Consider the following 24267-nt stretch of genomic DNA (forward strand, 5'->3'; position numbering starts at 1 on the left):
TCAATTTTTTGATTTGCAACACTCGTGGAGATGCGCGGCGGCGGCAAATACGACAGCGAAAACCGGGCTATTGCCCGCCGAAAAAACCACTTAGCCGGGAACCATTTTGGCGCCGGAGCATTTTTTCGGTGTCGAACGCCGTTCTCGAAAGAGCGATCTTGAGAAAAGGCGGACGATCACCAGGACGCCCCCCGCGCAGATAAAAGGCACGAGGGGCGTTCCTGTGTGATGCGACCATTCGCGCCGCCGCCCCCTGCTCCTCACACCATGCCGCGACTGAGCCCGCCATCCACCGGCAAAGCCACGCCGGTAATATAGGCGGCGGCGTCGCTGGCCAGGAATGCTGCAACCGCACCGAATTCGGCGGGAGTGCCGTAGCGCTTTGCCGGGATATCGGCCTGACTCTCGGCGGCGATCACGGCAGCGTCGACACCCCTGTCGGCGGCGTCCATGGCGTCGAACTGTTTGGTCCGGTCCGTCGCAAAACGGCCAGGCAGCAACAGGTTGACGGTAACGCCGTCCGCCGCCACTTCGCCGGCCAGCGTCTTGGCCCACCCGGCGAGCGACGCACGCAGCGCATTCGAGGCGGTAAGGCCGGGGATCGGCTCGCGGACGGAAGTCGAGGAAACGGCGATGATGCGTCCCCAGCGCCGCGCCCGCATGCCTGGCAGGAAAGAAATGGCAACGCGCATCTGGCTCAGCACCATGCTGGTGAACTGCTTCTCCCAGACGCTCGCATCGAAGACGCTGGCCGCGAAGGGCGGCGGGCCGCCGCCATTGAGCAGGACGATGTCGATCCGCTGATGCTCGTCCTCGACGGCATGGATCAGCCGGGAGACGCTGTCGTGGTCGGAGAGGTCGGCGCTGAAGGTCGAGCAGATGTGGCCGGCGGCCTCGATCGCGCGCCGCGCCACATCCAGGGTCGCCTCCCCTCGTCCGACCAGGATGATCTCGGCGCCTTTCGCCGCGAGCGCTTCGGCAACGCCGAAACCGAGGCCCTTGCCTCCGCCGAGAACAAGCGCCCTCCGCCCCTCAAGATTTGCATCCATCAAGCCAAGCCTCCTGCTGGTTTCACTGGCTATTTCGAGCGACTTCCCTAGCGGACATGCACGATAGCGTCGGCTTCGACCGGAACATTGGCCGGCAAGCCGGCCATGCCGAGCGAGCAGCGGGCGTGCTCGCCACGCTCGCCGAAAACATGGAGCAGAAATTCGGATGCTCCGTTGCCGACCTCCGAATAGGCCGAAAAGCCGGCCGTCGCATTCACATAGACGGTCAGCTTGGCGAATTTCACGACACGGTCAAGATTGCCGTCCAGTTCCTTGTCCAGCCAATAGACGATGTTGGCCGCGCAGAGCCGGGCGGCGTTCTGCGCAGCAGCCAGATCGATCTCTCTGCCGACCTGGCCGATCGCGGCGATCTCCTGCGCGATCTCGGGAATCTGACCGGAGACATAGACGATGTCGGCGACCCGAACCGTCGGCGAGAACGGCAAAGCAGGCCGCTCGAGCGACGGCCAGGCGACACCGAACTCCTCAAATCTTCTTCTGTAGGACAAGGTGGCTGCTCCTGTTTTCGTTCGTGCGAGCGGACCTTGAATTCAGATCGGGCTTTCGGATAGCCTGATAGTGCTGACACAGCTATCAGGAATTCTTATGACTGGAGATATCGACGTCAGGCTGCTGCGTGCCTTCGTCACCGTGGCCGATACGGGAACGGTGAGCCGGGCGGCCGATCGACTTGCCCGCACCCAGGCGGCGGTGAGCATGCAGCTTCAGCGCCTCGAGGGTGAAGTCGGCGCCGAGCTGCTGCGCCGTTCGCCGCGCGGCGTGACGCTGACCGAGGCCGGCGAGATCCTGCTCGCCTTCGCCCGCAAGGCCATCGCGATCGGCGACGATGCCAGGCGCGAGATAGAAGGCCGCAGGCTGGTCGGCCGTGTCCGGCTGGGCATCATCGAGGATTTGGCGGTGACACGGCTGCCGCTGATCATTGCCGACTTCCGCCGCCGGCATCCTTCCGTGGAGATCGAGCTGACATCGGCCAGCAGCGCCGATCTCAGCAAGTCGCTGGGCGAAGGAAAATGCGACATCGTCATGGCCGATCCGGCGCGCTTCACAAAGGCGCCGCGAGGTCATCTGTCACGACAGCTGGTCTGGGCGGCAAGCCGCATGATCGAGATCGATGACGAGGTCGAGCTTCCGCTGGTCATCTTCGAAGGCGCCTGCTCCTGGCAGGACAGAATGCTGGCCTCGCTCGCCGAGGCCGGGCTCGGCTGGAAGATCGGCTGCCGCGTGTCGACTTTCGCGACGCTGATCTCGGCGCTGAGGGCCGGGCTTGGCATCGGCCTTCTGCTGCAGGAAGGACTGCCGCCCGACTGCCAAAGCCTCAACGGACGCTTCAACCTGCCGCCGGCGCCGATGGCGGATTTCGGCGTCTACCTTGCGAGGGACCCGTCCCGGCTGGTCGAGGAGTGTGGCGATTTCCTGCGGGCGGGATTCGAAGTCTAACGAAACGATCCGACGTCATTCACCGTTCCTGGTCGGTCGGGCGGATGACGATCTCGTTGACGTTGACGTGCGCCGGCTGGCTCACGGCGTAGAGAATGGCCGCGGCGATGTCCTCGGCGGCCAGCGCCTCCATGGCGGCGAGCCGCTGGTCGAGCCCAGTCTTCGCCGCCGGATTGGTGATATGGTCGCCGAGCTCGGTGCGCACCAGGCCGGGTTCGATGACGGTGACGCGAACCTTGTCGGAGTAGACTTCGCGGCGCAGCGATTCGGAAAAGCCGACGACGCCGAACTTGGTTGCGGCATAGCCGCTGGCGCCGGGATTGGCGACGCGGCCGGCGACCGACGAGACATTGACGATGTGACCCTTGGCGGCCCTGAGATGCGGCAGCGCCGCTTTGGTGACACCCATCAGCGCCAGCAGGTTGAGCTCGACCATGCGGCGCCAGTCATCGAGCACCGCCTCGGCGGCCGGCGACAGAAGCATCACCCCGGCATTGTTGACGAGGATGTCGAGGCGGCCCCATTCGGCGACAACCTTGTCGACGATGGCGGTGACATCGTCGTTGCTGGTGACGTCGGCCGCGATACGGAGTGCCGTGCCGCCGGCCTTTTCGATACGCGCGGCCAGCGCTTCGAGGCGATCGGCGCGGCGGGCGGCAATCGCCACCTTTGCCCCGGCGGCCGCCAGCGCCACAGCGGTTGCCTCGCCGATGCCCGACGAGGCGCCGGTGACAAGCGCGACCTTGCCGGCCAGTGCGGAAGAAACAGCTGTCATTGTGAAGTCTCCAAAGCCCCTGCCCGATCTTCAGATAGGCCGCGGGCCGCGAAGTGGAAGACCAGCTCGCCGGTTGCTCGGCTCATTCGTCGGGGCCGGGCTCCGGCCATGGCTCCTTCGCCGCCTCCGCATACCAGTGGCGCATCGCCGGCATCGAAAGCACGGCATCGACATAGGCGCGGGTGTCGGGCGCCAGCGTGCCGCCATAGGTGTCGAAGCGGGTGACGACCGGCGCGTACATGGCGTCGGCCGCGGTGAAATGGCCAAACAGGAACGGCCCGCCTTTGCCGTATTTTTCCCGGCATTGCCGCCACAGATCCTCGATGCGCGCCCGTTGCGCCTCACCTTCGGCGTCGAGCGGCTTGTGGCCTTTTGGCCGGCGCAAATTCATCGGCCAGCCATAGCGGACCTCGCGAAAGCCGGAATGCATCTCTGTCGCCGCCGAGCGGGCGTGCGCGCGAGCGCCGATATCGGCCGGCCAGAGCTTCTTGTCGGGAAACAGGTCGGCAAGATATTCAAGGATGGCAAGGGTTTCCCAGACGATCCGGATCTCGCCATTCGGCAGCCGATGGTTCAGCACCGGCACCTGGCCGGTCGGCGATATCCTGGCCAGATTGGCGGCGGTCTCGGGCGTGCGCAGGCGCACAAAACCTTCCTCGAACGGTATCTCCAGATGCTTCATCGCCAGCCATGGCCTCAGTGACCAGGACGAGAAGCATTTGTTGCCGATGAAGAGCGTGAATTCAGCCAAGATGGTCTCTCCGTGTCGAGCCCAGCGGCTCAGTTTGCTTGTGCCGCGGCCAATTGTGCCCCCGGCGTGACGCCGGCGCGAGCGCGGATGGCGGCGACCGCCTTGGTGATATCCGTATTGACCAGCAGCGCCTCGCGACCGGCCGCGATGGTGAGGTCGACCTGATCGACCGGCAATTTCAGCCGCGTCGGGACAGCGTTCAGCTTGGCCTGTGTCGCCTGGTCGAGGTCGGCAAAGGACAGATATTGGACCACGAGTTCAACATCGCGGCAATCCCAGCCGGCAGTCGAGCCGCGATAGGCAGCCACGGTCGAGGTCGGCAAAGCACAGCGGTAGCGGACCAATTCACCGCGCCATTGCGATACGGCCAGCTTCAGTGCGTCGGCTTCGTCGCGCACCGCGGCCGCCATGGTGGTGCTCGTCACGGCGTCGAGCAACTCGCTAAGCCGCGGTCCGTGGATAGACTTGGCCCAGCTCACGTCGTTGTCGGCGCCGGCGTCGGCAACGATGAAAAGCAGCGTCCTCAACCGGACAGCGGCGGCCGGCGACAGCGGACCATAGGGGGTGCCGGCGGCGGAGCGCTCCAGGGTAAAGCCGGTGACGCCGAGATTATCGGTCAGACCACCGTCCAGCAATTTCACATAGTCGAGGGGATCGGCGTTTTGATAGGAATCGAGCGCGCTGGCATAGGCCTTGAGCCTGATCGAGGCATTGTGATCGGCCAGTGCCCGGCTCAACCATTGCGGCCTGCGGTAGCCGCAATCCGGGCTGGTGGCGGAAACCACGATCGGCGCGAAGACCACCGGCACGGCAGCGGAAGCCGCGACCGCATCAGCCAACCGCATCTTGTCGAGATCGCTACAAAGCGCCGCGAAAGTGTCGTAGCTGAACAGAAATGGCGTGCGGTTATAGATATCGGACGCGTTGATCCAGATGATGGGCCGGTCCGGCTTGGCGAACGCCTCGAATGTCGCATCGTCGAAGAGATTGTCGTTCAGCCATTTGGCAAAACCGCTGCGGTCATTGACGCCGCCATAGTAGGCGCGGACAAGGTTGAACGGCGACAACCTTGTTCGAAGGTCGGCCTCAGCATTCTGGATCAGGAACCGTTCGCGAAAGTCGCGGTAGCCGTCCTCGCCCTTGTAGCCGAAATAGGCGGCAGTCACCGCGCCGCCTGATGCACCGGAAATCATCCTGATGTCATCGACCAGCGTGCGCCGCCGCGGCTGCTCGTCGATGACGATGTCGTCCAGCGCCCGCAGAACGCCGTAGGAGAAGGCCGCGGCCCGGGTGCCGCCACCGGAGAAGGCGAGGCCGAGCACAGTCGAGCCGTCGTCGCCCGGATCTGGAATGAAAGCCGGCGACGGCCTGCCGGCTTCGGGCGTAAAGACGTTGATCGGCCCGACATCATCGGCGACGCAGCCTGCCAAAAGCATGGACGTCGCAACGGCACAGGCAAGGCGAAAACGCATCGAAATCCCCCCGGGGCAGAGCCTAGCCGCATTACCGCGCCGGGTGCAACCGGTTGTCCGGCGATGCATGGAACCGAAGCGGTGCCTGACCGTTTGCCTCGCAAATAAAACTCCCGAACTCCAGGAGATGCGCGATGGTGAACAAGGATCAGGTGGCAGGCGTCGCCAAGCAAGCCAAGGGCTCGGTCAAGCAGGCCGCCGGCAAGGCCACCGGCAACAGACGCACCGAGGCCGAAGGCAACGTCGACAAGGCCACCGGCAAGATCCAGAAGGCTTACGGCGACGTGAAGGACAAGGTGAAGAAGGCGCTTTGACGCCTGCCCTTCGCAAACCAGGAAAAAGGCGGCTCGGCCGCCTTTTTTTGCGCCGTCTCTTACCCGTCAGAAAGTCAGGCTTTTGCTGTACGCATTGGTGAAGGTGACCTCGCCATGATCTCCGGCGGCTTCGCCCAGCACCACATCCATGCTGTTTCCGGTCACCCGCGCCAACGCAAAGCCGCCCATGAAGGCGGCCTTCGGCTTGAACAAATCAAGCCCGTCACGGTGGTAGATCATCGGCGTCGCGTGCTGGTGGCCATGGAAGATGCCGACGACGTTGTAACCCTTCAGCACAGCCAGCAGCGCCTGCCTGTCGGCCTCGCTCCACCAATGCGGTGGACCCGTGCCGTTGTCGTCGAAGCTACTTTCGGTCGCGTCCCATCTTTCGATCGAAAAGGTATCCCAGCCATAATGCTGGAACAGGATGACCGGGCGGCCGTCGCCGGCATAGGTGGCAAGGTCCTGCTTCAGCCATGGCAGGCTGCTGGCGGCGCCGTGGCCGGTATCGCCGGCAAAACGGTGCGTCTGGACAAGATGCAGACCGCCCCAATCCCATGAATAGCAGTCGGTCTCGACGTCGTAGTCGGTCGCCGGCGCAGGCGGCTTGAAGAACACGCCGGGGCGGTGGTTGACCTCAACATAGTCTCGCATTTCGCGGCGGTACCAGTCGACATGCGAGCGCGGGCCGTTCTGGTCGAGGTCGTGGTTGCCAAGGCCGACATAGACCGGAATGTGCACGCGGTCGGGGCCGACGCCCTGCTGGTAGCGCTGGCTGAACTGAAGCAGCTGCGTGCCCTCGCTGGGCTGGGTGATCTGGCCGCCGCCGTCATCGGTGATGTCGCCGCCAACGACGAGGCCGAGCGGCGTGCTGTTTTGCCCGTCGAGCGCAGGCCGGTGGCAACGCCATCGATTTCGGCCGGCCATTGTCTGTCACCGACGCCGTTGAGTGCGGCGACATTGCGCAGCAAGGCAGCGTCAGTCTTGCCCTCCTGCTCGCAATGCGGGCTCAATCCGTTCGCCATTCGGCAGGCATGGACATCAGCGATAAACAGGAAGGTGGCGTCGATCGGCGGGATGCGCTGCCCGGTCTGGCCGAAGGCCGGGCGCGAAACGGCGCCGGCCACGGCAAGGGCCGCTGCCTGCATCAGGAAGCTGCGCCGGGAAACCGGTGGGGCGGGAATGCGATGCATCATGCGCTAAAATTCAGCACGACGCGGACCGGCAGTCCAGTTGCTCGCAAAGTATGTCGACACGTTCTCCCAGGTCTGGCATTGCTTTCGGCATTCAACTTGCGCGGGCAGAGGAGGACGGCATGAAAACTGCTTCCATCGGCATGACAATGGCCATTCTGGCGGTGACGAGCGCAGCGCATGGCGCCGAGTGCATCGACGTCAAATCGGCCAAGGCCGGCTTCATTCTCGAAAGGCCTGGCATCCACAGCGAATTTCGACCGGCAGCGGGCGGAATGGTGGCCGTTGCCAACAAATACCAGTCGCAATCGCCGCAGTCGCAGTACCTGTTCGGCGGACTGATCGAGGTGTTTCGCGACAGCAGCACGGGGCAGCTGGCGATGATCCCGTTTTCCGATCTCAGGAAGGTGTTCCCGCTGAAGGCGGGGGCTAAGAACAAGATCGTGTTTGCCCGCCTCGCACCGAACAAGCCGCCGAAGGGCACCGAGACGCTGGAGATCAACGTCAAGGGCAAGGAGACGTTCAGCCTGGGTGAATGCAAATACTCCGTGCTCGCGGTCAAGCAGACGATCAGGAGCGAGGCCGGCGAGACGCGGGACGAGTTTACCGCGCTTTACGCACCCGACTTGCAGGCAGTTGTGGCCAGGCGCTATGACGAGGGCACCAGCGCCGAAAGCGTGGTCGGCTACGAGCTGATCAAGCCGCTGCCGAATTAAGAGCTCGGCCTCCCCACCTCGGTCATAGTGAGCGACGGCGGCGCCTCTGTCCTGCCGGCGTCAAGGGGCTTTGTGGAGTATCCTGCGACGTCGCCTCGTGACTCCCTGTTCCAAGGCCATCAGGCAGTCGCGCAGCACTCTTGTGTCCTGTGCGGTCTTGGCCATCGACATGGCGCCGGAATAGGTGGCGACGGCGAGCGCTGCGAAGCGCTGCGGATCGGTGCCCTGCTCCCGGCCCGCCTGCTGGTCGGCCCTGATCTTGTCGGCAATCGCCTGACGCCAGGCCGAAAAAATGTCGGCAAGGGCAATGCGGAAATCCGGATCGGCAAGCGACAGTTCGTGCGCCAGATTGTTGAGCGGGCAGCCGCGCACGAATCCCTGCTGCTCCAGCTCCGCCGCGACGGCCGCGAACACGGCGCGCACGCCCTGCCGCGCCGAGCCGGCCCTCCGCACTGGCGCGATCCAGGTCTCCTCGACGGCGGCGGCGACCCGCTCTTCGATGACTGCTAGCGCCAGCGCCTTCTTGGTCGCGAAATGGTGGTGCAGCGCGCCGCCGGTGACGCCCGCCGTCGCCATCAAGTCGCCCATGCTGGAGGCGTGATAGCCGCGTGCCTGAAACGCCTCTTCGGCGACATCGAGCACCTTTTTGCGCATGCCTTCGGGGTCATTGGTGCGTTTTTTAGCCCGCGCCTTTGGGCGGGCTGTGGTCTCTGCTGACATTTCCACACGATAGCAGATTGACAAAACAGGACAACCGGTCTGTTTTATAAAACAGGATGACTGTCCTGTTTTTGAGATCGAGCGATGAACCTGCCTTTGAATGCCGCGCCTAAATCCGATCTGCTCGCCTCGCCCGTCGTCGAACTTCGGCAATACACGCTGAAACCTGGCCGACGCGAGACGCTGATCGGCATCTTCGACAATCATTTGATCGAGGGCCAGGAAACCGCGGGCATGACCATCATCGGCCAGTTCCGCGACCTCGACCGGCCAGATATGTTCGTCTGGTTGCGCGGCTTCGACGGCATGATCGCGCGGAAGCATGCGCTGGCCGCCTTCTATGACGGGCCGGTCTGGGCGGCCTGGCGCAACGCCGCCAACGCCACGATGATCGATTCCGACGACGTGCTGCTGCTGAAACCGGCTTGGCCGGGCGCCGGCTTCGACCTCTCGGGATTGCAGCGAGTACCCCAGACGGATCTCGAAAAACCGAGCGCAAGCAGTGCTTTGCAGGCAATTGTTGTCATCAGGATTCATCATTTGCGACCGGGCCTCGAAGCCGGCTTCGCCAGGGATTTCCAGACCGGGGCTCTTCCGGTTCTTGCCGCACTTGGCGGACAACCGCTCGCCGCCTTCGTCACCGAGCATGCCGAAAACAGCTTTCCGCGGCTGCCGGTGCGGGCCAGCGAAAACGTCTTCATCAGCATCACCGGTTTCGACAGCGCCGAGGCGCATACCCGCCACGAGGCGGCCTTGGCCGCCTCCCCAGACTGGCAGGCGCTTCAGCAGACCGTACAACGGGAATTCGCCAGGCCCGCGGAGGTTTTGCGTCTGTTACCGACGGCGCGATCGCTGCTCGGGCAGCACCCAATTTCGGTATGAACCAACATCGTCGACGCCTCCTACGTCGCCGGAGCCTCCTGGTTCATGCCTGAAAGTGTCTGGCATGGATCGCCTGGTAGCGCGCCGTCCATGCGGTTGCCTGCTCCAGGTCAAGGGAAACGCGCAGCAGACGGTGATCCTCGTTCTTGCGGCCAATGAGCTGGATGCCAATCGGCAGGCCGCCTTTCGACTGGAACAGCGGCAGGCTGGCGGCCGGTTGGCCGGTGACGTTGAAGATTTCCGTGAAAGGCGCAAAGCCGTAAGCCCGGCTCGCCCAAGCCTCGTAATCAAAGAGAGCACCATCGCCATGGATGGCGCCAAGCCGGGGCGGCAGGCCGGCCGTGGTCGGCGTCATGATCAGGTCGAACGCATCGAACGCCCTCGCCATCGCCAGCGAAGCGCTGTGCACATGGTCCTGCGCCCTGAGATAGTCGGCGGCCGAGGACCGTCGAAAACAGTCGAGCGCGTGACGACTGAGGCTTTCGATTTCGCCGGCCCCCGGCATCCGCCCGATCTCGTCGGCGCGCTCGTCAACCAGCCGCGCGACCTCCGACATCCAGAAGATGCTCCAGTCCGCTTCGGCGCTGCCTTCCCGCGGGAAACGCGCCTGTGTGACCTCGTGCCCCATATCCTCGAGGAGGACCATGGCTTGACGTAATTTTTCCTCGATCTCGGGCGCGACCGGCGCGCCATCCGGCCGGTGCGCCAGGCACGCGACGCGCAGATGCTCGCCGGGCGAAGACAGCCAGTCCAGGTAGGACGGCACCGATTTTGACACGGAGTAAGGCGCTCCTTGTTCTGGACCGGCAGTTATGTCCAGCATGGCGGCGCTGTCGCGAACGGTGCGGGACAGGACGTTGTCGGCGTAGAGCCCGGCGCCGACCTGACCTCGACAGGGGCCGACAGGCGTGAGTCCGCGCGACGGCTTCATGCCGAACACGCCGCAACAGGCAGCCGGCACCCGGATCGAGCCGCCGATATCGGAACCGTGGGCGACCGCCACCATGCCGCTTGCCACCGCGGCAGCAGCTCCACCGCTTGAGCCGCCCGCCGTCAGCGAAAGATCCCAAGGGTTCAAGGTGGGGCCGCGAAAGCTGGGTTCGGTGACGAAGTCATTGGCGAATTCAGGCGTGTTTGTCTTGCCCAGCAAGATCAGACCGGCGGCCCGCCATCGCCGGACCATCTCGCTGTCGGGTTTCGGCGCGGCATCCTTGAAGTAGAGCGACGAGTGCGTCGTCGGCCACTCCCGCACATTCACGCCGGTGTCCTTGACCAGGAAAGGAATGCCGGCGAGTGCGGCGTGCCGGTTGCAGCTTGCCGCCGCGGAAAGCGCCCGGTCCGCATCGATCAGTGTCACGGCATTGATGGCGGGATTGATGCTTTGGATTGCTTCGATAGCCGCCTCGACGACCTCGACAACGGACAGTTCGCCCGAACGAACGTGCCCGGCCAGGGCGACGGCATCCAACGCCACATATTCGGAAAGGTTCATGACTGCTCTCAGCCCGGACTGCCGGTCGCGTCGGCCGTCGACTGGGATCCAGCTTTACTCCGGACCTTGAAATATCGGGCGATGGCTGCCGCGACCAATGCCGGATCCTCCCAGTGCGGGTTATGCCCGCACCGCGCCGCGCCCACGAACTCCGCGGCAGGGATTTCTTCGAGGAGCCGCTGTTGGTGCGTTTCGTCGAAGAGCAGGTCGCGCCCGCCAGCAATGACAAGCGCCGGCAGGCGCAGCGTACGCGCCTTGTCGGTAAGATCGACGCGCCGAACCTGCTCCAGGATTGCTCGCCAAAGTGCCGCCGGCATGGCTGACGCCTCCTTTGCAACCATGGTCAGGAAGTCCGCTGGAACCTCGGCCTCGCAGGCATGCCAATAGTCATAGAACGGATCGGCCGGCGATATCGGGTCTCGAAGTGCCCGCACACCAATGGTCATCGGGTGATCCTCACCGATCTGCGGCCGCACCGTTCCGGCCATCAGCACCAGGCCGCCAATCATCTCGGGATAGCGCGCTGCTGCCTCGATCGCCACCATACTGCCCAAGGAATGCCCGACCAGAACCGGCCGCTCGAGGCGCAACCGCTCGATCAAACTCACCACATCTTCCGCGAAATCCGCTGACGCGAAGCCGCGTGTCCCGGCCGGCGAGGCGCCATGCCCGCGCAGGTCTGGGATGATAAGCCGGCGCCCGGCGAGATGCGGCGCCAGCAAGGAGAAGCTGCGGCTCGTGTCGGAGAAGCCGTGCACCAGCACCAGCGCGGGCTCCTGCCCGGCGATTTCGACGCAGGCCGTTTCAGTGCAGCCGGCACCGACCTTGCGCTTGCGGCCGTTCCAGCCAGCCTGATCGACCGATATCAAAGGCCGAGCTGCTGCTTGACCGCGTCGAGCGCGGGCTTGCCATCGAATGTGGTGACACCGGCAAGCCAGGCGCCGAGCCTATCCGGATTCCCTTTGATGGCCTTCAGGCCGGCTTCCTCAGGCTTCAGGCCGTCATTGATGAGATAGCCCATGCCGAGATTTTCGAAATCGATGTCGAAGGCGAGGTTCTTCAGCAACTGCCCGACATTCGGGCATTGCTGCAGATAGCCCTTGCGCACCTGCGTCGTCACCGTCGCGGCGCCGAAGTTCGGGCCATAGAACTTGTCGCCGCCGCTCAGATATTTGAAGTCGTACATCGTGTTCATTGGATGCGGCGCCCAACCCTGGAAGACGATGAAGCGCTTTTCCTTGATCTCGTAGCCGACCTCGGAAAGCATGCCGGCTTCACTCGATTCGACGACCTGCCAGCCATCGAGGCCCAGCGACTTATCGGCGATGGCGTCCATCATCAGCTGGTTCGAGCCCGGCTCGATGCCATACATCTTCCTGCCGAACTTGTCGGCGAACTTTTGCAGGTCGGCAAAATCCTTGACGCCGGCCTCCCACACGTAAGTCGGCACGGCAAAGGTGTATTTGGCGCCGACGAGATTGACGCGCACATCGTCTACCGAGCCGTCCTTCTTATAGGGCTCGTAATAGGTGATCATCGCCGGATCCCAATAGCCAAGGAACACGTCCAAATCATTGTTCTTCAAGGATTCATAGATGACGTTGATGCCCAGAAGCGAGCTTGCCGGCTTGTAGCCGAGCGCATCGAGCAAGACGCTGGTGACGCCGGTGGTGAAGGCAAGGTCGTTCCATCCAGGCTCGGCCATGCGCACGACCTTGCATTGTTCAGGTTCAGCCGCAAAGACCGGCTGGGTCGCCAGCAGGACCCAGAGCGAGGCGCCTATTCCAAGGCTACGAAGCATTTCGGTTCTCCTCATTTCACCAACGGTGTTGACCATTCGGTCCTTATATTGTCCCACCGGTCAATTCTTGATCTCGGCGGACGAAAATGTCAACGTCGGTTTTCGATGCATGGATCCGGCCCGTGAAACTCAAGCGCCTCAGCGACATACGCCGCAAAGAGCTGCGGCAAGCCGCCTTTGCCGTGCTTCAGCGCGAAGGCATAGCTGGCGCCACCATAGAAAAAGTGGCGGCACAGGCCGGCGCGTCGAAGGGCATCGTGCTGCATTATTTCAACAGCAAGCGGGAACTGTTCGAGCACGCCATGCGCGAGTCGAACCTGGTGCTGCGTCATGCAGTGGTCGAGCGGCTGAAGCAGGCGCGCACCCCAATGCAACGGATAGATGCCATCATCGAAGGCAATTTCGAGCCGCATCTTTTCCAGCCGTCCCTCTGCCATGCCTGGCTTTCGCTTTGCGCGGAGGTGCCGCGCGACGAAAAGCTGGCCCGCATCCAGAAGGTGATCCATGCGCGCATGCGCTCCAACCTGCTGTCCGGCCTGCGCGGTCTGATGCCGGCGCCCGATGCTGACGAGATCGCCTTCGGCGTCACCGCCCTGATCGACGGGCTATGGTTGCGGCTTGGCCTGCAGCCCGGCAGCGTCACGCGTGAACAGGCCATTCATCACGTCAAGGAGTTTGTCGCTACCCGCCTGGCTGTTCGGCGCGATGCAGCCGCTGCCGAATAGACCATCGTGCCCGACAGCCGAAGTTCATACTGTAGGATAGGCTGGCGGCTTGACCACAGTTGCCAACGGCGCTGCTCTCCTTGTCAGACAAGACGGCATTGCGCGGGAGTGTTGGATGAGACTGGGCGGCAAACGGGCACTGGTCACCGGCGGCTCGGACGGGATCGGGCTGGCAATCGCCGAGGCGTTTTTGCGCGAAGGCGCGGACGTGCTGATCGTCGGCCGCGACGGCAAAAAACTCGACGCCGCCCGCAAGCAGCTCGGGGACGGCGTCGAAACGCTGTCGGCAGACCTGTCGGCCAGCGCCGGCATCGACGCCGTGGTCGAGCATGCCAGGCGCGGCCCACCTCTCGACATCCTCGTCAACAATGCCGGCGTGGCGTTCCTGGCGCCGTTCGAGACCGTCAGCGAGGACCAGTTCCAGCAATCGTTCGCGCTCAACGTCACGGCTGTATTCTTCCTCACCCAGCGACTGTTGCCGCATCTCGCGCCGGGCGGGGCATCGGTCATCAACATCTCATCCTATTTTGCGCACAAGATGATCCCGAAGCGGCCGTCCAGCCTCTATTCGCTGTCGAAGGGCGCGCTCAATTCGCTGACCAAGTCGCTCGCCTTCGAGCTCGGGCCGCGCGGCATAAGGGTCAATGCCATCGCGCCCGGCACGGTCGACACCGCAATGCGGCGCAGGTCGATCGAAAACCTGCCGGAAGCCGCGCAGGCCGAGCTCAAGGCCTATGTCGAGCGCAGCTACCCGCTCGGCCGCATCGGCCGAACCAGCGATCTTGCCGGCATCGCGGTCTATCTCGCCAGCGACGAAGCGGCGTGGACCAGCGGCGGCATCTTTGCAGTGGATGGAGGGTACACGGCGGGGTGAGGAGCGCGCGCTCTTCCTTCTCCCCTTGCGGGAGAAGGAAAGGCGCTGCTTCAACCGATTTGCATCCCCATCGTCCACAATCTCCGCTTGAAGGCATTTGTGCAACGCGATACGCCGTTTGCAAATTTGCAACCCGGAGAGACTTCGTGAGCGCGCCAGAGACCAGAACCGAAACCGACACGTTCGGTCCCATCGAGGTCGCCGCTGACCGTTACTGGGGCGCGCAGGCGCAGCGTTCACTTGCCAATTTCAAGATCGGCTGGGAGAAACAGCCGGCGTCGATCGTGCGGGCGCTGGGCATCGTCAAGCGGGCCGCCGCCGAAGCCAATATGGAGCTGAAGCGACTCGATCCGGCGATCGGCAAGGCCATCATCGAAGCCTCCCAGGAGGTCATCGACGGCAAGCTCAACGAGCATTTCCCGCTGGTCGTCTGGCAGACCGGCTCGGGCACCCAGTCCAACATGAACGCCAATGAGGTGATCTCTAACCGGGCGATCGAGCTTTTGGGCGGCATCATGGGCTCGAAGAAGCCGGTGCACCCAAACGACCACGTCAATATGAGCCAGTCGTCGAACGACACCTATCCGACGGCCATGCACATCGCCTGCGCCGAGCGCATCATCCACGACCTGCTGCCGGCGCTGAGACATTTGCATGCGGCACTCGAGGCCAAGACCAGGGCTTTCGCCCACATCGTCAAGATCGGCCGCACCCACACCCAGGACGCGACGCCGCTGACGCTCGGCCAGGAGTTCTCCGGCTATGCGGCGCAGGTCGCCTCGTCGATCAAGCGCATCGAGATGACCCTGCCAGGTCTGCAGGAATTGGCACAGGGCGGCACCGCGGTCGGCACCGGCCTCAACGCGCCGGTCGGTTTTGCCGAAAAGGTGGCGGCACGTATCGCCGCGATCACCGGCATCGATTTCGTCACGGCGCCGAACAAGTTCGAGGCGCTGGCCGCCCATGATTCCATGGTCTTCTCGCACGGCGCCATCAATGCCTGCGCGGCAGCGCTGTTCAAGATCGCCAACGATATCCGCCTGCTTGGCTCCGGCCCGCGTTCGGGCCTCGGCGAATTGTCGCTGCCGGAAAACGAACCGGGCTCTTCGATCATGCCGGGCAAGGTCAATCCGACACAATGCGAGGCGATGACACAGGTTTGCGTGCAGGTGTTCGGCAACAATGCGGCGATCAGCTTCGCCGGCAGCCAAGGCCATTTCGAGCTCAACGTCTACAATCCGCTGATGGCCTATTGTTTCCTGCAATCGGTACAGCTGCTGGCCGACGCTTCGGTGTCGTTTACCGACAATTGCGTCGTCGGCATCGAGGCCCGCGAAGACAACATCAAGGCAGCGCTCGACCGTTCGCTGATGCTGGTGACGGCGCTGGCGCCGACGATCGGCTACGACAACGCCGCCAAGATCGCCAAGGCGGCGCACAAGAACGGCACGACGCTGCGCGAGGAAGCGCTGGCGACCGGGCTGGTCAGCGAAGCCGATTATGAGCGGCTGGTGCGGCCGGAGGACATGACGCACCCGGGGTAAGTTGATCGCGAAAACGTTACCTCGGTGAACAATCCGTAACCAATCTGACGTCTTTGGTGAACAGTCGGCATGCGCTAACTGGACGGCTATCCCAAGTCGTTTGGCCAAACCCTTCTGGAGAGTTACGCATGTCCACCAACACGTCCACCAACACTTCGTTTGCCGGGTCCGGCACCGCCTCCGGCGCCTCGGGCACGATCCTGCTCGGCCGCATCCTGCTTTCGGTCATCTTCCTGCTTTCCGGCTTCGGCAAGCTGACGGCGATTGCCGGTACGGCCGGCTATTTCGGCAGCCTTGGCCTGCCGCTGCCGATGGTGACCGCCATTGTCGTTGGCCTCATCGAACTGCTTGGCGGCCTCGCCATCCTCGTCGGCTTCCAGACCCGGATCGTCGGCTGGGTGATGGCGATCTTCACCGTCGCCACCGCGCTGGTCGCCCACACCGGCTGGGCCGATCAGATGCAGATGATCAATTTCATGAAGAACCTTGGCATTGCCGGCGGCTTCCTCGTGCTCGCCTCCTCGGGTGCCGGCGCGTATTCGATCGACGCCAAGCGCGGCTGAAGCGGCCCAGCATTGCCTAGACAAAAGGGGCGCGGAATTTTCCGTGCCCCTTTTTCGTTGTCGGAATGCGTCGGTCGATCTGCTGGCCGGAACTCTGCTAAGATCGGGCGCTGGGCCAAAACGGCCGCTGATAACGGAGGTGAATCATGCCCCGCAATGCGCTGCTCTTGCTGTCCCGGCTGCTGCTCGCGGCACTGTTCGTGCCGTCCGGCTTCCATGCGCTTGCCGACATCGCCGGCACATCTAGCTATTTCGCCGGCCTCGGACTGCCGCTGCCAACACTCGCTGCCTGGGGCACGGGGCTGTTCGAGCTGATCGCCGGGCTGCTCATCCTCGTCGGCTTCAAGACGCCGATCGTGGCGCTGCTGCTCGCCGCCTTCTGCATCGCGACCGCCTTCATTGGTCATTACGGCCAAGGCGGCGACGATCCGACGCTGACCTTCCTGCATTCACAGATGCTGATGAAGGACATTGCCATAGCAGGGGGTTTTCTGGCGCTGGCAATGGCTGGTGCGGGCGCCTGGTCGGCCGACGGGCGTGGCATCGGCGTCGGTGCCGAAGCGACCTGAAAGACTGGCGTCAGCACAGATCATCAGGCGTTCAGGAAATTGGCCAGAATGATCTCGCGCCAGACGCGGGTCGGCGTCACCCAGGCATCCTGGGCGTTGTACTTGCCTGCATAGATCACGGCGGCGATGTCGGCCTCGGGCATCAGCCAGAGCCGCTGTCCGCCATTGCCGAAACCCCCATACCATGATTTCGGGGCGGCGAATGCTGGCGCCGGCGCGTCGCCGGTGAACCACAACCGGCCATAACCAAGGCCGTCCGGCGTCGAGATTGTGGCTGTTAACGACGCGTTTATCCAGCCTTCCGACGCGATCCTCTCTCCATTCCACAGACCCTTGCGAAGAAGGAGTTGGCCGATCTTCAAAAGATCAGGGGCCGCCAGCCTGAGGCCGGACGCTACGGAGGCGACGCCGTCACCACCAGCCGACCAGTGAAAGCGCTCGATGCCAAGCGGCGCGAAAAGCGCCTCGCGCGCGAAATCCGGCAGGGATTTGCCGCAGCCTCTTTCAATGATCGCGCCAACCAGCGCGACGCTGCCGCCGGAATAGATCCAGCGGCTCCCAGGGTCGGCGATGATCGGCCGCTCAAGGATGAAGCGATAACGATCGGGCGCGTTCTCCATCGCGATCTCGCTGTTCTGCGGATCGCTATAGGGACGGTTTTCGTCCCACTCCATGCCGAGCGTCATCGTCAGCGCATGGCCGATCGTGATCTTCTCACGCGCGGGATCGGCGGCGAGATCGGCGTATTCGGGAAACAGCGCGAAGAGCGGCGCATCGGGTGGCGGCACCAGTCCCGTGTCGAGGGCAATGCCGTAAAGCAGGCTGACGATGCTCTTCGTTACCGAGCGCAGATCGTGCAGCGTGCCGGCGTCAAAGGCGATCTGCCCGATCGGGCGCCCCCATTCTTCGTCCCTGCCCTCGGCATAGTGCTCCAGGAAGACCTTCTCGGAGCGGGCAGCGAGAACGATGTGCAGGTCGCGCAACAGGCCGGACTCGAGCCCGGCAAGCAGCTTGCGGTGGATCGCTGGATCGAAGCCGAGCGCTTCTGCTGCAGCTACGGACGGAGATGACGATGGGATGGTCATGGAATTTTTCGCTCCGCGTTTACCCCACCGTCCCGAAATGCTGCCTTGGACCGCCCGTTCACTTCACAGACATACTCGGCCCGCCCTCGACCGCCAGCACCAGTCGGCGGTTGGTGACTCTTGCCAGCTGTGCCAGCCGGCCAGCCGGCCGCTCGCCGTAAAGATCGGCCAGCGCTGCCGGCAGCACTAGCGCCAGCACGCCATTGCCGCGGTTTTCCCATTTCAGCCGCGGCATGACGCCCGGCATTGCCGCGGTCAACAGATAGACGACGCGCAACAGCGCCGCCAATACCCGGGCGCGTTCGAGATAGCGCGGTGTCGCCAGCCCGCGGATTTCCGGAGCGGCTTCATTGAACACGCCCTCGTGGCGAAACAGGCTGACAAGCGCCAGGAAGGCGCGGCCGGGATGGTCGACGCCGATGAACGAGGCGTGGGCGATGATGTTGAGCGATTGCTTGCCGCGATATTCGGGATGGGCGCGCCAGCCGATATCGGCAAGCAGGCAGGCGGCGTGGCGGTAGCGCGCCTCATCCCTGGTTTCGTCGATGCCGAAGGCAGCGAAGGCCTTACCGGTCCATTCGACAAGCTCATGCGCGTGGTCGACCGATCGCGAGCGCAGGCGGGCAAGCTCTTCCGCCGCCGAGATCAGCGGATCGGCTTTCTGTTCGGCCTTGTCGAGCAGCGAATAGAGAAAGCCCTCGCGCACGCCCAGCGCCGACACGATGATCTTCGACGGCTGCATCGCCGCCATGATCTCCTGCAGCACGATGGCGCCGTAGGGCAGCAGCGAGCGGCGGTTCTTGGAGACGCCCTCGATGCCCTTGACCTTATCGATCTCGGCTTTGGCGACCTGCCGGAGGAAGCTCGCGGCGCTTTCGATGCCGATCTCGTAATGGTGCATGACGCCGAGCGGGTAGTTGGTCATTTCCATGTGCAGACGGGCGAGGTTTCGCCAGGTGCCGCCGACCGTGTAGAAGGCCCTGCCCTGTCCGCCCTTCAGCAATTTCGCCCGCGCCAGTTGCTCGCGCGTGATCTTTGCCGCCTGGGTCAGCGAGTTCTTCGCCATGTCCTGCAGGCGCAAGCCGCCCAACGGCAGGGTGATGCCGTCACCGATCGCCTCGCCGTCGATATCGATCAGTTCGAGGCTGCCGCCGCCAAGATCGCCGGCGATGCCGTTGGCCGGGTGGAAACCGGAGATGACGCCGAGCGCCGAATAATGGGCTTCCTCGCGGCCGCTCAGCACCTGGATCTCGGTCTTGAGTACATCCTCGGCGCGGTGGATGAAGTCGGGGCCGTTGACCGCCTCACGGGCGGCGGCGGTCGCCAACACATACATGCGCTCGGCGCCGGCCTGGTCGGAGAGCGCGCGGAAACGGCGGAACTCTTCCATCGAGCGCGTCACCGCCTCGGGATCGAGCTTTCCGGTCGAAACGATGCCGCGGCCGAGGCCGGCGAGCATCTTTTCGTTGAACAGCAAGGTCGGCGAGCGCGCCAGCCCTTCATAGATGACAAGACGGATCGAGTTCGACCCGATATCGATGATGGACAGCGGTCGGCGGTCCTGAAGCCGGCCCTGGGACGCTGAAATCATCAGCCCGTCGCTGCGTTCTGTTTCTTGCGGCGCTTGAACTGCGCGATGCGCTTGGGCGCATGCGACTTCAACGCATCGCCCCGTCCGGACAGGCTCGGATTGGTCATGAAATATTCCTGCGCGTTGAACGGTTCCTCGCCCTCCTCCAGCACAACGCGCCGGGAGGTTCCGTCAGCCAATACGTCGAAACTTTGCTGGTTGTCCATGATGTTGCCGAGCATGATCTGGCCGAGCACCTGTTCATGCACAGTTGGATTGGTGATCGGCACCATGGTCTCGACCCGGCGGTCGAGATTGCGCGGCATCAAATCGGCCGAGGAGATGTAGACGATCGCCCCGTCCGAGGGCAGGCCGTGGCCGTTGCCGAAGCAATAGATGCGGCTGTGCTCGAGGAAGCGGCCGACGATCGACTTCACCCTTATGTTCTCCGACAGGCCCGGCACCTGCGGTCTCAGGCAGCAGATGCCGCGCACGACGAGATCGATCTCGACGCCGGCGCGGCTGGCATCGTAGAGCGCATCGATGATGATCGGATCGACCAGCGCATTCATCTTCATCCAGATGCGAGCCGGCCTGCCATCCAGCGCGTGGCCGATCTCGTCCGAAATATGCTTGAGGATGCGGTTGCGCAGCGTGAACGGCGATATGGCCAGCCGCATCTGCTCGGCCGGCTCGGCATAGCCGGTGATGAAATTGAACAATTGCGCGACATCGCGCGCGATCGTCGGATCGGTGGTGAAGAAGGACAGGTCGGTGTAGATGCGCGCGGTGACCGGGTGGTAATTGCCGGTGCCGAGATGCACGTAATTGCGTAGCCTGCCATCCTCGCGCCGCACCACCAGCGACATTTTCGCGTGGGTCTTCAGCTCGAGAAAGCCGAAGACGACCTGGACTCCGGCGCGCTCGAGGTCGCGCGCCCAGCGGATGTTGGCCTCCTCGTCGAAGCGCGCCTTGAGCTCGACCAGCGCCGTCACCGACTTGCCGGCCTCGGCGGCGTCGACCAAAGCTCGCACGATCGGGCTGTCGTTGGAGGTGCGGTAGAGCGTCTGCTTGATCGCCACCACTTCCTGATCGGCCATCGCCTGGCGCAGGAACTGCACCACCACGTCGAAGGATTCGTAGGGGTGGTGGACGATGATGTCCTTCTCGCGGATGGCGGCAAAGCAATCGCCACCATGCTCGCGGATGCGCTCCGGGAAGCGCGGATTGTAGGGCGTGAACTTCAGATCGTCGCGAGCGACGGCGACGATCTCCGAGATCTGGCTAAGCGCCAGCGGCCCGGTAAGCACGCTGATGCGGCTGGCCGAGACGCCAAGCTCGCCGGCGACGAAGTCGCGCAATTCGGACGGCATCAGCCTGTCGAACTCGATCCGGATGACCGAGCCGCGGCGGCGACGCTTCAGCGCCGTCTCGAACAGCCGCACCAGATCTTCGGATTCTTCCTCGACCTCGATATCGCTGTCGCGGATGATGCGGAACGTGCCGGAGCCCTTGACCTCATAGCCGGGGAACAGCTTGCCGATGTAGAGACTGACCGCCTCTTCGAGCGGAACGAAGCGGACGTGATGCTTGCGATCCGGCAAGCGGATGAAGCGCCTCAGCGCTACCGGCAGGCGCAAAAGCGCGCTCATTTCCTCGCCGTTCTTGCGGTGGCGCAATTGCAGCGCCATCGAGAAACCGAGATTGGGAATGAACGGAAACGGATGCGCTGGGTCGATCGACAGCGGCGTCAGGACCGGAAACACCTGCTCCTGGAAATGGTCCTCGAGCCAGGTCTTCTCGTCCTTGGTCAGCGCATCGCGGGTGATGCTCTCGATGCCTTCCTTGTTGAGCTGCAGCATCAGCGCCGAAAGGCTGTTCTGCTGGTCCTCCTGCAGGCGCTCGACCTCGCGCAGCAATTGTTCGAGCTGCTGCTCGGGGGTGCGCCCGTCCGGGCTCTTCAGCACGATACCCTCGCGCACCTGGCCGGCAAGACCGGCGACGCGGACCATGAAGAACTCGTCGAGATTGGCCGCCGATATCGACAGGAAGCGAACGCGCTCGAGCAGCGGATGATTGGCGTTCAGCGATTCCTCGAGCACGCGCCGGTTGAATTGCAGCCAGGAAAACTCGCGGTTGACGAAGCGGTCAGGATTGCCGCCTTCGCGGCTCGCAGCCTCGATGGTGATGAATTCGCTTTGCACCGGCTTCAGTTCGTTCATGGTTCCTGCTCTTCCTACACCAGCCGTCGGCGCCAGCCTTAACCGGCTTAACTTATCCTCTGACAGGCTTTTGCGACAGTTTCATTTCATCGATCTTGCAAAGAGACGGGTTATGATCCAGATCCAATCGACAAGATCAGGAGACGACGATGGCAGGCGGTTCCATTCCCCATTTCCAGAACGATGCGGGCTATCCGGCAATCGACATCGGCGTCAAGGAATTCATGTGCACCGGCGCCAATCCGCCTTTCGACCATCCGCATGTATTTCTCGACATGGGCGACGACAATGAAAAGGTCTGCCCCTACTGCTCGACGCTCTATCGCTATTCGCCGAAGCTGAAGGCATTGGAAACGGTGCCGCCGGGCTGCCTTTATATCGACCAGGCCGCCTGATTCTTCCGCGACAAGCCTGATGCGAGAAACGCAGTCCCGGCATGTGGTCATCGCCGGGGCGGGCGTCGCCGGGCTGACCGCGGCACTGGCCTTCGCCGAGCGCGGCCATCGGATAAAACTGTTCGAACAGGCGCAGCACCTCGAGGCTGCCGGAGCCGGCATCCAGCTGTCGCCCAACGCGACACGTATTCTTCGACAACTCGGCGTACTCGATCGGCTGCTGCCGACGGCGGTGCGGCCGGAGGCGGTCGTGCTCAAGGATGCCGCCACGCTGCGCGAGTTGGCGCGCGTACCGCTTGGCCAGGCCGCCGAAACGCGCTGGGGAGCGCCCTATCTCGTTGCCCACCGCGGCGATCTGCAGTCAGCGCTGATGGCGCGGACAGCCGAGCGACCCGAGTTCGAGCTTGTCACCGGCGCCCGCGTCGGCAGCGTAGCATCCGGACCGAATGGCATCACCGCAACAGTCGAGATTGCCGGCACGACCATCGAAACCGAGGCATCGTTGCTGGTGGGAGCCGACGGCGTCTGGTCGTCGGTGCGAGAAAAGCTGGCCCGCACGGAGGCCGACTTTGTCAGAAGCCGATTCTCGGGCGAGCTTGCCTGGCGAGCCACGGTGGCCGCGGACAGCCTCGCCGGACAGGCCTTCGGCATGATCGGTGCGCCCGATTGCGTTACTGCATTCCTCTATCCCGGCTTCCATATGGTCGCCTATCCGGTCAGCCGTGGCACTGCCTTTAATCTCGCCGCCTTCACCAGGGGTGAGCGAATCGCCGAGGGCTGGTCGGGGCATGCCGACCCCGCCAGCCTCGTCAGTGCCATGCGCGGTACCGCGCCGGCGCTGGTCCGTCTGGCGAGCGAGGCGGCGCCGTGGACGGCATGGCCGATCCACACCGTCGAGCAGCGGCGGTGGACGACACCGGAAGGCGTCGCGCTGATCGGCGATGCGGCGCATGCGATGACGCCCTTTGCCGCACAGGGCGCGGCGATGGCGATCGAGGACGCGGCGACGCTTGCCGGCTTCGTTGCCACCTCGCCTGCCGATCTCAGCGGCGCGCTTGCCGCTTGGGAACAGGCGCGGCGGCCGCGCGTCGCCCAGGTCGCCCGCCGCGGCGCGGTCAACCGCCTCGCCTGGCACGCGGCCGGGCCGGTGGCGATGGCCCGCAACCTGTTCCTGGCGATGCGCTCACCCGAAAAGCTCGCCGCCGATCTTGATTGGCTTTATGGCTAGCGGGCGCGCGAGTCTGGGGATCGGCGATAAAAAGCTCGATAGGCCGGCGGGACAGCGCCCCCCTCTGTCCTGCCGGACATCTCCCCCACAAGGAGGGAGATTGGCAGTTTCGGCGCCTTGCTAGGTCCTGCAACGTTAGAGATTGGCGAAAGGAGGGCTCGAAGGATCGCGGCGTTGATCAGCCGGAACCCTCTTCAATTGTGAAGCCGCATCGACAGGCCGAGCGAGGCTGGCAGCGGGTTCCACCAGCCGGTGCGCAGCCCGGCCGTGCGCAGTGCCGCCGCCGTCCAGGTGTTGCAGCCGATCAGCGCGTTGAAATGGCCATTGGCTTCGAAGAAACGATCGAAGCGGGAATAGGCCGCATTCTCGATCGGAATGGCCCCGTTCGGCCCCCGCTGGAAGCTTGCCGCAATGTAATCGAGCAGCGCTGCAAAGCGTTCGTCGCCGATGTCGAAGCCGGCGACGTCGGGATGCGGCTCGGCGATGTCGCCGGAAATGTCGACATGCATCACCGAGGCATCGACGGTCAGCGCCTTCATCACCGGCATCGGCTTCAGCTCCGACCAGGTCGGCGTCTCCAGATAGAAGGCGCGGCCGCCCCAGCCGAAGACGATGTAGCGGACCTCCGCCATGTCGGCAGGAATGCCGGCATCGACCAGGAAATGGAAGCGCCGGCGCATATCGTCGTCGACCGGAATGGCGATGTCGGTGTGGATCGGATTTTGCAGCACCAAGATGCGGTGGCTTGCGCCGATCGGATCGGCAACTGCCGCCGGCCAGAGCGGGCGCGGCAGCAGCGTGCCCAGCGCTGCGGCAAGCACTGTTGCAACGACCAGCAGGCCAAGAAAACGGGCAAGCTTCTTCATGGG

General features: G+C 63.9%; 24 protein-coding genes and 1 pseudogene. 11 read left to right on the forward strand and 14 right to left on the reverse strand.

Features of this window, described 5'->3' with window-relative positions; all coding sequences use genetic code 11:
- Positions 1 to 260 precede the first annotated feature (260 nt).
- Positions 261 to 1049 (reverse strand): SDR family oxidoreductase, encoded by a 789-nt coding sequence (locus tag NKI50_RS22530; RefSeq protein WP_023722748.1) that lies wholly within the window; start codon positions 1047 to 1049, stop codon positions 261 to 263.
- A 47-nt stretch (positions 1050 to 1096) separates the two neighbouring features.
- The gene (locus NKI50_RS22535) at positions 1097 to 1558 is read right to left on the reverse strand and encodes a RidA family protein (protein ID WP_031195259.1); all 462 of its coding nucleotides are present in this window, start codon (positions 1556 to 1558) and stop codon (positions 1097 to 1099) included.
- Positions 1559 to 1655: 97 nt separating this feature from the next.
- Between NKI50_RS22535 and NKI50_RS22540 the strand changes: the two genes are divergently transcribed.
- Positions 1656 to 2507: a LysR family transcriptional regulator gene (locus tag NKI50_RS22540; protein WP_352481751.1), complete on the forward strand. Its 852-nt coding sequence runs from the start codon at positions 1656 to 1658 to the stop codon at positions 2505 to 2507.
- A 19-nt stretch (positions 2508 to 2526) separates the two neighbouring features.
- On the opposite strand, the gene NKI50_RS22545 is transcribed toward NKI50_RS22540, so the two are convergent.
- The 3 genes from NKI50_RS22545 to NKI50_RS22555 form a co-directional block, all read right to left on the reverse strand.
- Positions 2527 to 3282: an SDR family NAD(P)-dependent oxidoreductase gene (locus NKI50_RS22545; protein ID WP_352495562.1), complete on the reverse strand. Its 756-nt coding sequence runs from the start codon at positions 3280 to 3282 to the stop codon at positions 2527 to 2529.
- 82 nt (positions 3283 to 3364) lie between these two features.
- Positions 3365 to 4033, reverse strand: coding sequence for a glutathione S-transferase family protein (locus NKI50_RS22550; protein WP_023722744.1), 669 nt, complete (start codon positions 4031 to 4033; stop codon positions 3365 to 3367).
- 29 nt (positions 4034 to 4062) lie between these two features.
- Positions 4063 to 5505 carry a patatin-like phospholipase family protein gene (locus tag NKI50_RS22555; RefSeq protein WP_023722743.1) on the reverse strand — a complete coding sequence of 481 codons (1443 nt, stop codon included), beginning with the start codon at positions 5503 to 5505 and terminating at the stop codon, positions 4063 to 4065.
- A gap of 134 nt (positions 5506 to 5639) precedes the next feature.
- Here NKI50_RS22555 and NKI50_RS22560 point away from each other — a divergent pair, with 134 nt between their 5' ends.
- Positions 5640 to 5819 carry a CsbD family protein gene (locus tag NKI50_RS22560; protein ID WP_023722742.1) on the forward strand — a complete coding sequence of 60 codons (180 nt, stop codon included), beginning with the start codon at positions 5640 to 5642 and terminating at the stop codon, positions 5817 to 5819.
- A gap of 66 nt (positions 5820 to 5885) precedes the next feature.
- Here NKI50_RS22560 and NKI50_RS22565 read toward each other — a convergent pair.
- Positions 5886 to 7015, reverse strand: a pseudogene (locus NKI50_RS22565) (metallophosphoesterase).
- A gap of 119 nt (positions 7016 to 7134) precedes the next feature.
- Between NKI50_RS22565 and NKI50_RS22570 the strand changes: the two are divergent.
- The gene (locus NKI50_RS22570; RefSeq protein ID WP_023722740.1) at positions 7135 to 7728 is read left to right on the forward strand and encodes a hypothetical protein; all 594 of its coding nucleotides are present in this window, start codon (positions 7135 to 7137) and stop codon (positions 7726 to 7728) included.
- 60 nt (positions 7729 to 7788) lie between these two features.
- On the opposite strand, the gene NKI50_RS22575 is transcribed toward NKI50_RS22570, so the two are convergent.
- Positions 7789 to 8382, reverse strand: a complete 594-nt coding sequence (locus NKI50_RS22575; protein ID WP_352717596.1) for an LmrA/YxaF family transcription factor — start codon at positions 8380 to 8382, stop codon at positions 7789 to 7791.
- Positions 8383 to 8532: 150 nt separating this feature from the next.
- On the opposite strand from NKI50_RS22575, the gene NKI50_RS22580 reads away from it, so the two are divergent.
- Positions 8533 to 9330: an NIPSNAP family protein gene (locus NKI50_RS22580; RefSeq protein WP_352588565.1), complete on the forward strand. Its 798-nt coding sequence runs from the start codon at positions 8533 to 8535 to the stop codon at positions 9328 to 9330.
- A 43-nt stretch (positions 9331 to 9373) separates the two neighbouring features.
- On the opposite strand, the gene NKI50_RS22585 is transcribed toward NKI50_RS22580, so the two are convergent.
- The 3 genes from NKI50_RS22585 to choX are packed head-to-tail and all read right to left on the reverse strand — an operon-like array spanning position 9374 to position 12623.
- Entirely contained in the window at positions 9374 to 10822 is a 1449-nt protein-coding gene (locus NKI50_RS22585) for an amidase (RefSeq protein ID WP_352643239.1), read from the reverse strand.
- 8 nt (positions 10823 to 10830) lie between these two features.
- Positions 10831 to 11691 (reverse strand): alpha/beta fold hydrolase, encoded by an 861-nt coding sequence (locus NKI50_RS22590; protein ID WP_023722736.1) that lies wholly within the window; start codon positions 11689 to 11691, stop codon positions 10831 to 10833.
- Positions 11688 to 12623 (reverse strand): choline ABC transporter substrate-binding protein, encoded by a 936-nt coding sequence (gene choX, locus NKI50_RS22595; RefSeq protein ID WP_031195251.1) that lies wholly within the window; start codon positions 12621 to 12623, stop codon positions 11688 to 11690. Before choX ends, NKI50_RS22590 begins: the two co-directional genes overlap by 4 nt.
- Positions 12624 to 12745: 122 nt before the next feature.
- On the opposite strand from choX, the gene betI reads away from it, so the two are divergent.
- From betI to NKI50_RS22620, 5 genes are all read left to right on the forward strand, one after another.
- A complete protein-coding gene (betI, locus tag NKI50_RS22600) occupies positions 12746 to 13348 on the forward strand; it encodes a choline-binding transcriptional repressor BetI (RefSeq protein WP_031195249.1) in 603 nt (200 codons plus the stop codon).
- 115 nt (positions 13349 to 13463) lie between these two features.
- On the forward strand, positions 13464 to 14222 hold the full coding sequence (locus NKI50_RS22605) for an SDR family NAD(P)-dependent oxidoreductase (protein WP_023722733.1): 759 nt from the start codon (positions 13464 to 13466) through the stop codon (positions 14220 to 14222).
- Between the two features lie 146 nt (positions 14223 to 14368).
- Positions 14369 to 15766, forward strand: a complete 1398-nt coding sequence (fumC, locus tag NKI50_RS22610) for a class II fumarate hydratase (protein ID WP_023722732.1) — start codon at positions 14369 to 14371, stop codon at positions 15764 to 15766.
- Between the two features lie 128 nt (positions 15767 to 15894).
- The gene (locus NKI50_RS22615) at positions 15895 to 16329 is read left to right on the forward strand and encodes a DoxX family protein (protein WP_023722731.1); all 435 of its coding nucleotides are present in this window, start codon (positions 15895 to 15897) and stop codon (positions 16327 to 16329) included.
- A 146-nt stretch (positions 16330 to 16475) separates the two neighbouring features.
- Complete coding sequence (locus NKI50_RS22620) at positions 16476 to 16898, forward strand: DoxX family protein (protein WP_023722730.1); 423 nt, start codon at positions 16476 to 16478, stop codon at positions 16896 to 16898.
- A 23-nt stretch (positions 16899 to 16921) separates the two neighbouring features.
- Here NKI50_RS22620 and NKI50_RS22625 read toward each other — a convergent pair whose 3' ends face one another.
- Genes NKI50_RS22625 through NKI50_RS22635 form a run of 3 tightly spaced genes read right to left on the reverse strand, consistent with a single transcriptional unit; the run spans position 16922 to position 21775 of the window.
- Positions 16922 to 17983, reverse strand: a complete 1062-nt coding sequence (locus tag NKI50_RS22625) for a serine hydrolase domain-containing protein (protein WP_352481762.1) — start codon at positions 17981 to 17983, stop codon at positions 16922 to 16924.
- 58 nt (positions 17984 to 18041) lie between these two features.
- Positions 18042 to 19574: an exopolyphosphatase gene (gene ppx, locus NKI50_RS22630; RefSeq protein WP_023722728.1), complete on the reverse strand. Its 1533-nt coding sequence runs from the start codon at positions 19572 to 19574 to the stop codon at positions 18042 to 18044.
- On the reverse strand, positions 19574 to 21775 hold the full coding sequence (locus NKI50_RS22635) for an RNA degradosome polyphosphate kinase (RefSeq protein ID WP_352481763.1): 2202 nt from the start codon (positions 21773 to 21775) through the stop codon (positions 19574 to 19576). Before NKI50_RS22635 ends, ppx begins: the two co-directional genes overlap by 1 nt.
- A gap of 149 nt (positions 21776 to 21924) precedes the next feature.
- Between NKI50_RS22635 and NKI50_RS22640 the strand changes: the two genes are divergently transcribed.
- Positions 21925 to 22170, forward strand: coding sequence for a zinc-finger domain-containing protein (locus NKI50_RS22640; protein WP_023722726.1), 246 nt, complete (start codon positions 21925 to 21927; stop codon positions 22168 to 22170).
- Between the two features lie 19 nt (positions 22171 to 22189).
- Positions 22190 to 23398 carry an FAD-dependent monooxygenase gene (locus NKI50_RS22645; RefSeq protein ID WP_352717600.1) on the forward strand — a complete coding sequence of 403 codons (1209 nt, stop codon included), beginning with the start codon at positions 22190 to 22192 and terminating at the stop codon, positions 23396 to 23398.
- A 194-nt stretch (positions 23399 to 23592) separates the two neighbouring features.
- On the opposite strand, the gene NKI50_RS22650 is transcribed toward NKI50_RS22645, so the two are convergent.
- The gene (locus tag NKI50_RS22650) at positions 23593 to 24264 is read right to left on the reverse strand and encodes a TIGR02117 family protein (RefSeq protein WP_352481908.1); all 672 of its coding nucleotides are present in this window, start codon (positions 24262 to 24264) and stop codon (positions 23593 to 23595) included.
- Between the last annotated feature and the right edge of the window lie 3 nt (positions 24265 to 24267).

The organism is Mesorhizobium sp. M0563 (genome assembly GCF_040321065.1).
Classification (GTDB): Bacteria; Pseudomonadota; Alphaproteobacteria; order Rhizobiales; family Rhizobiaceae; genus Mesorhizobium.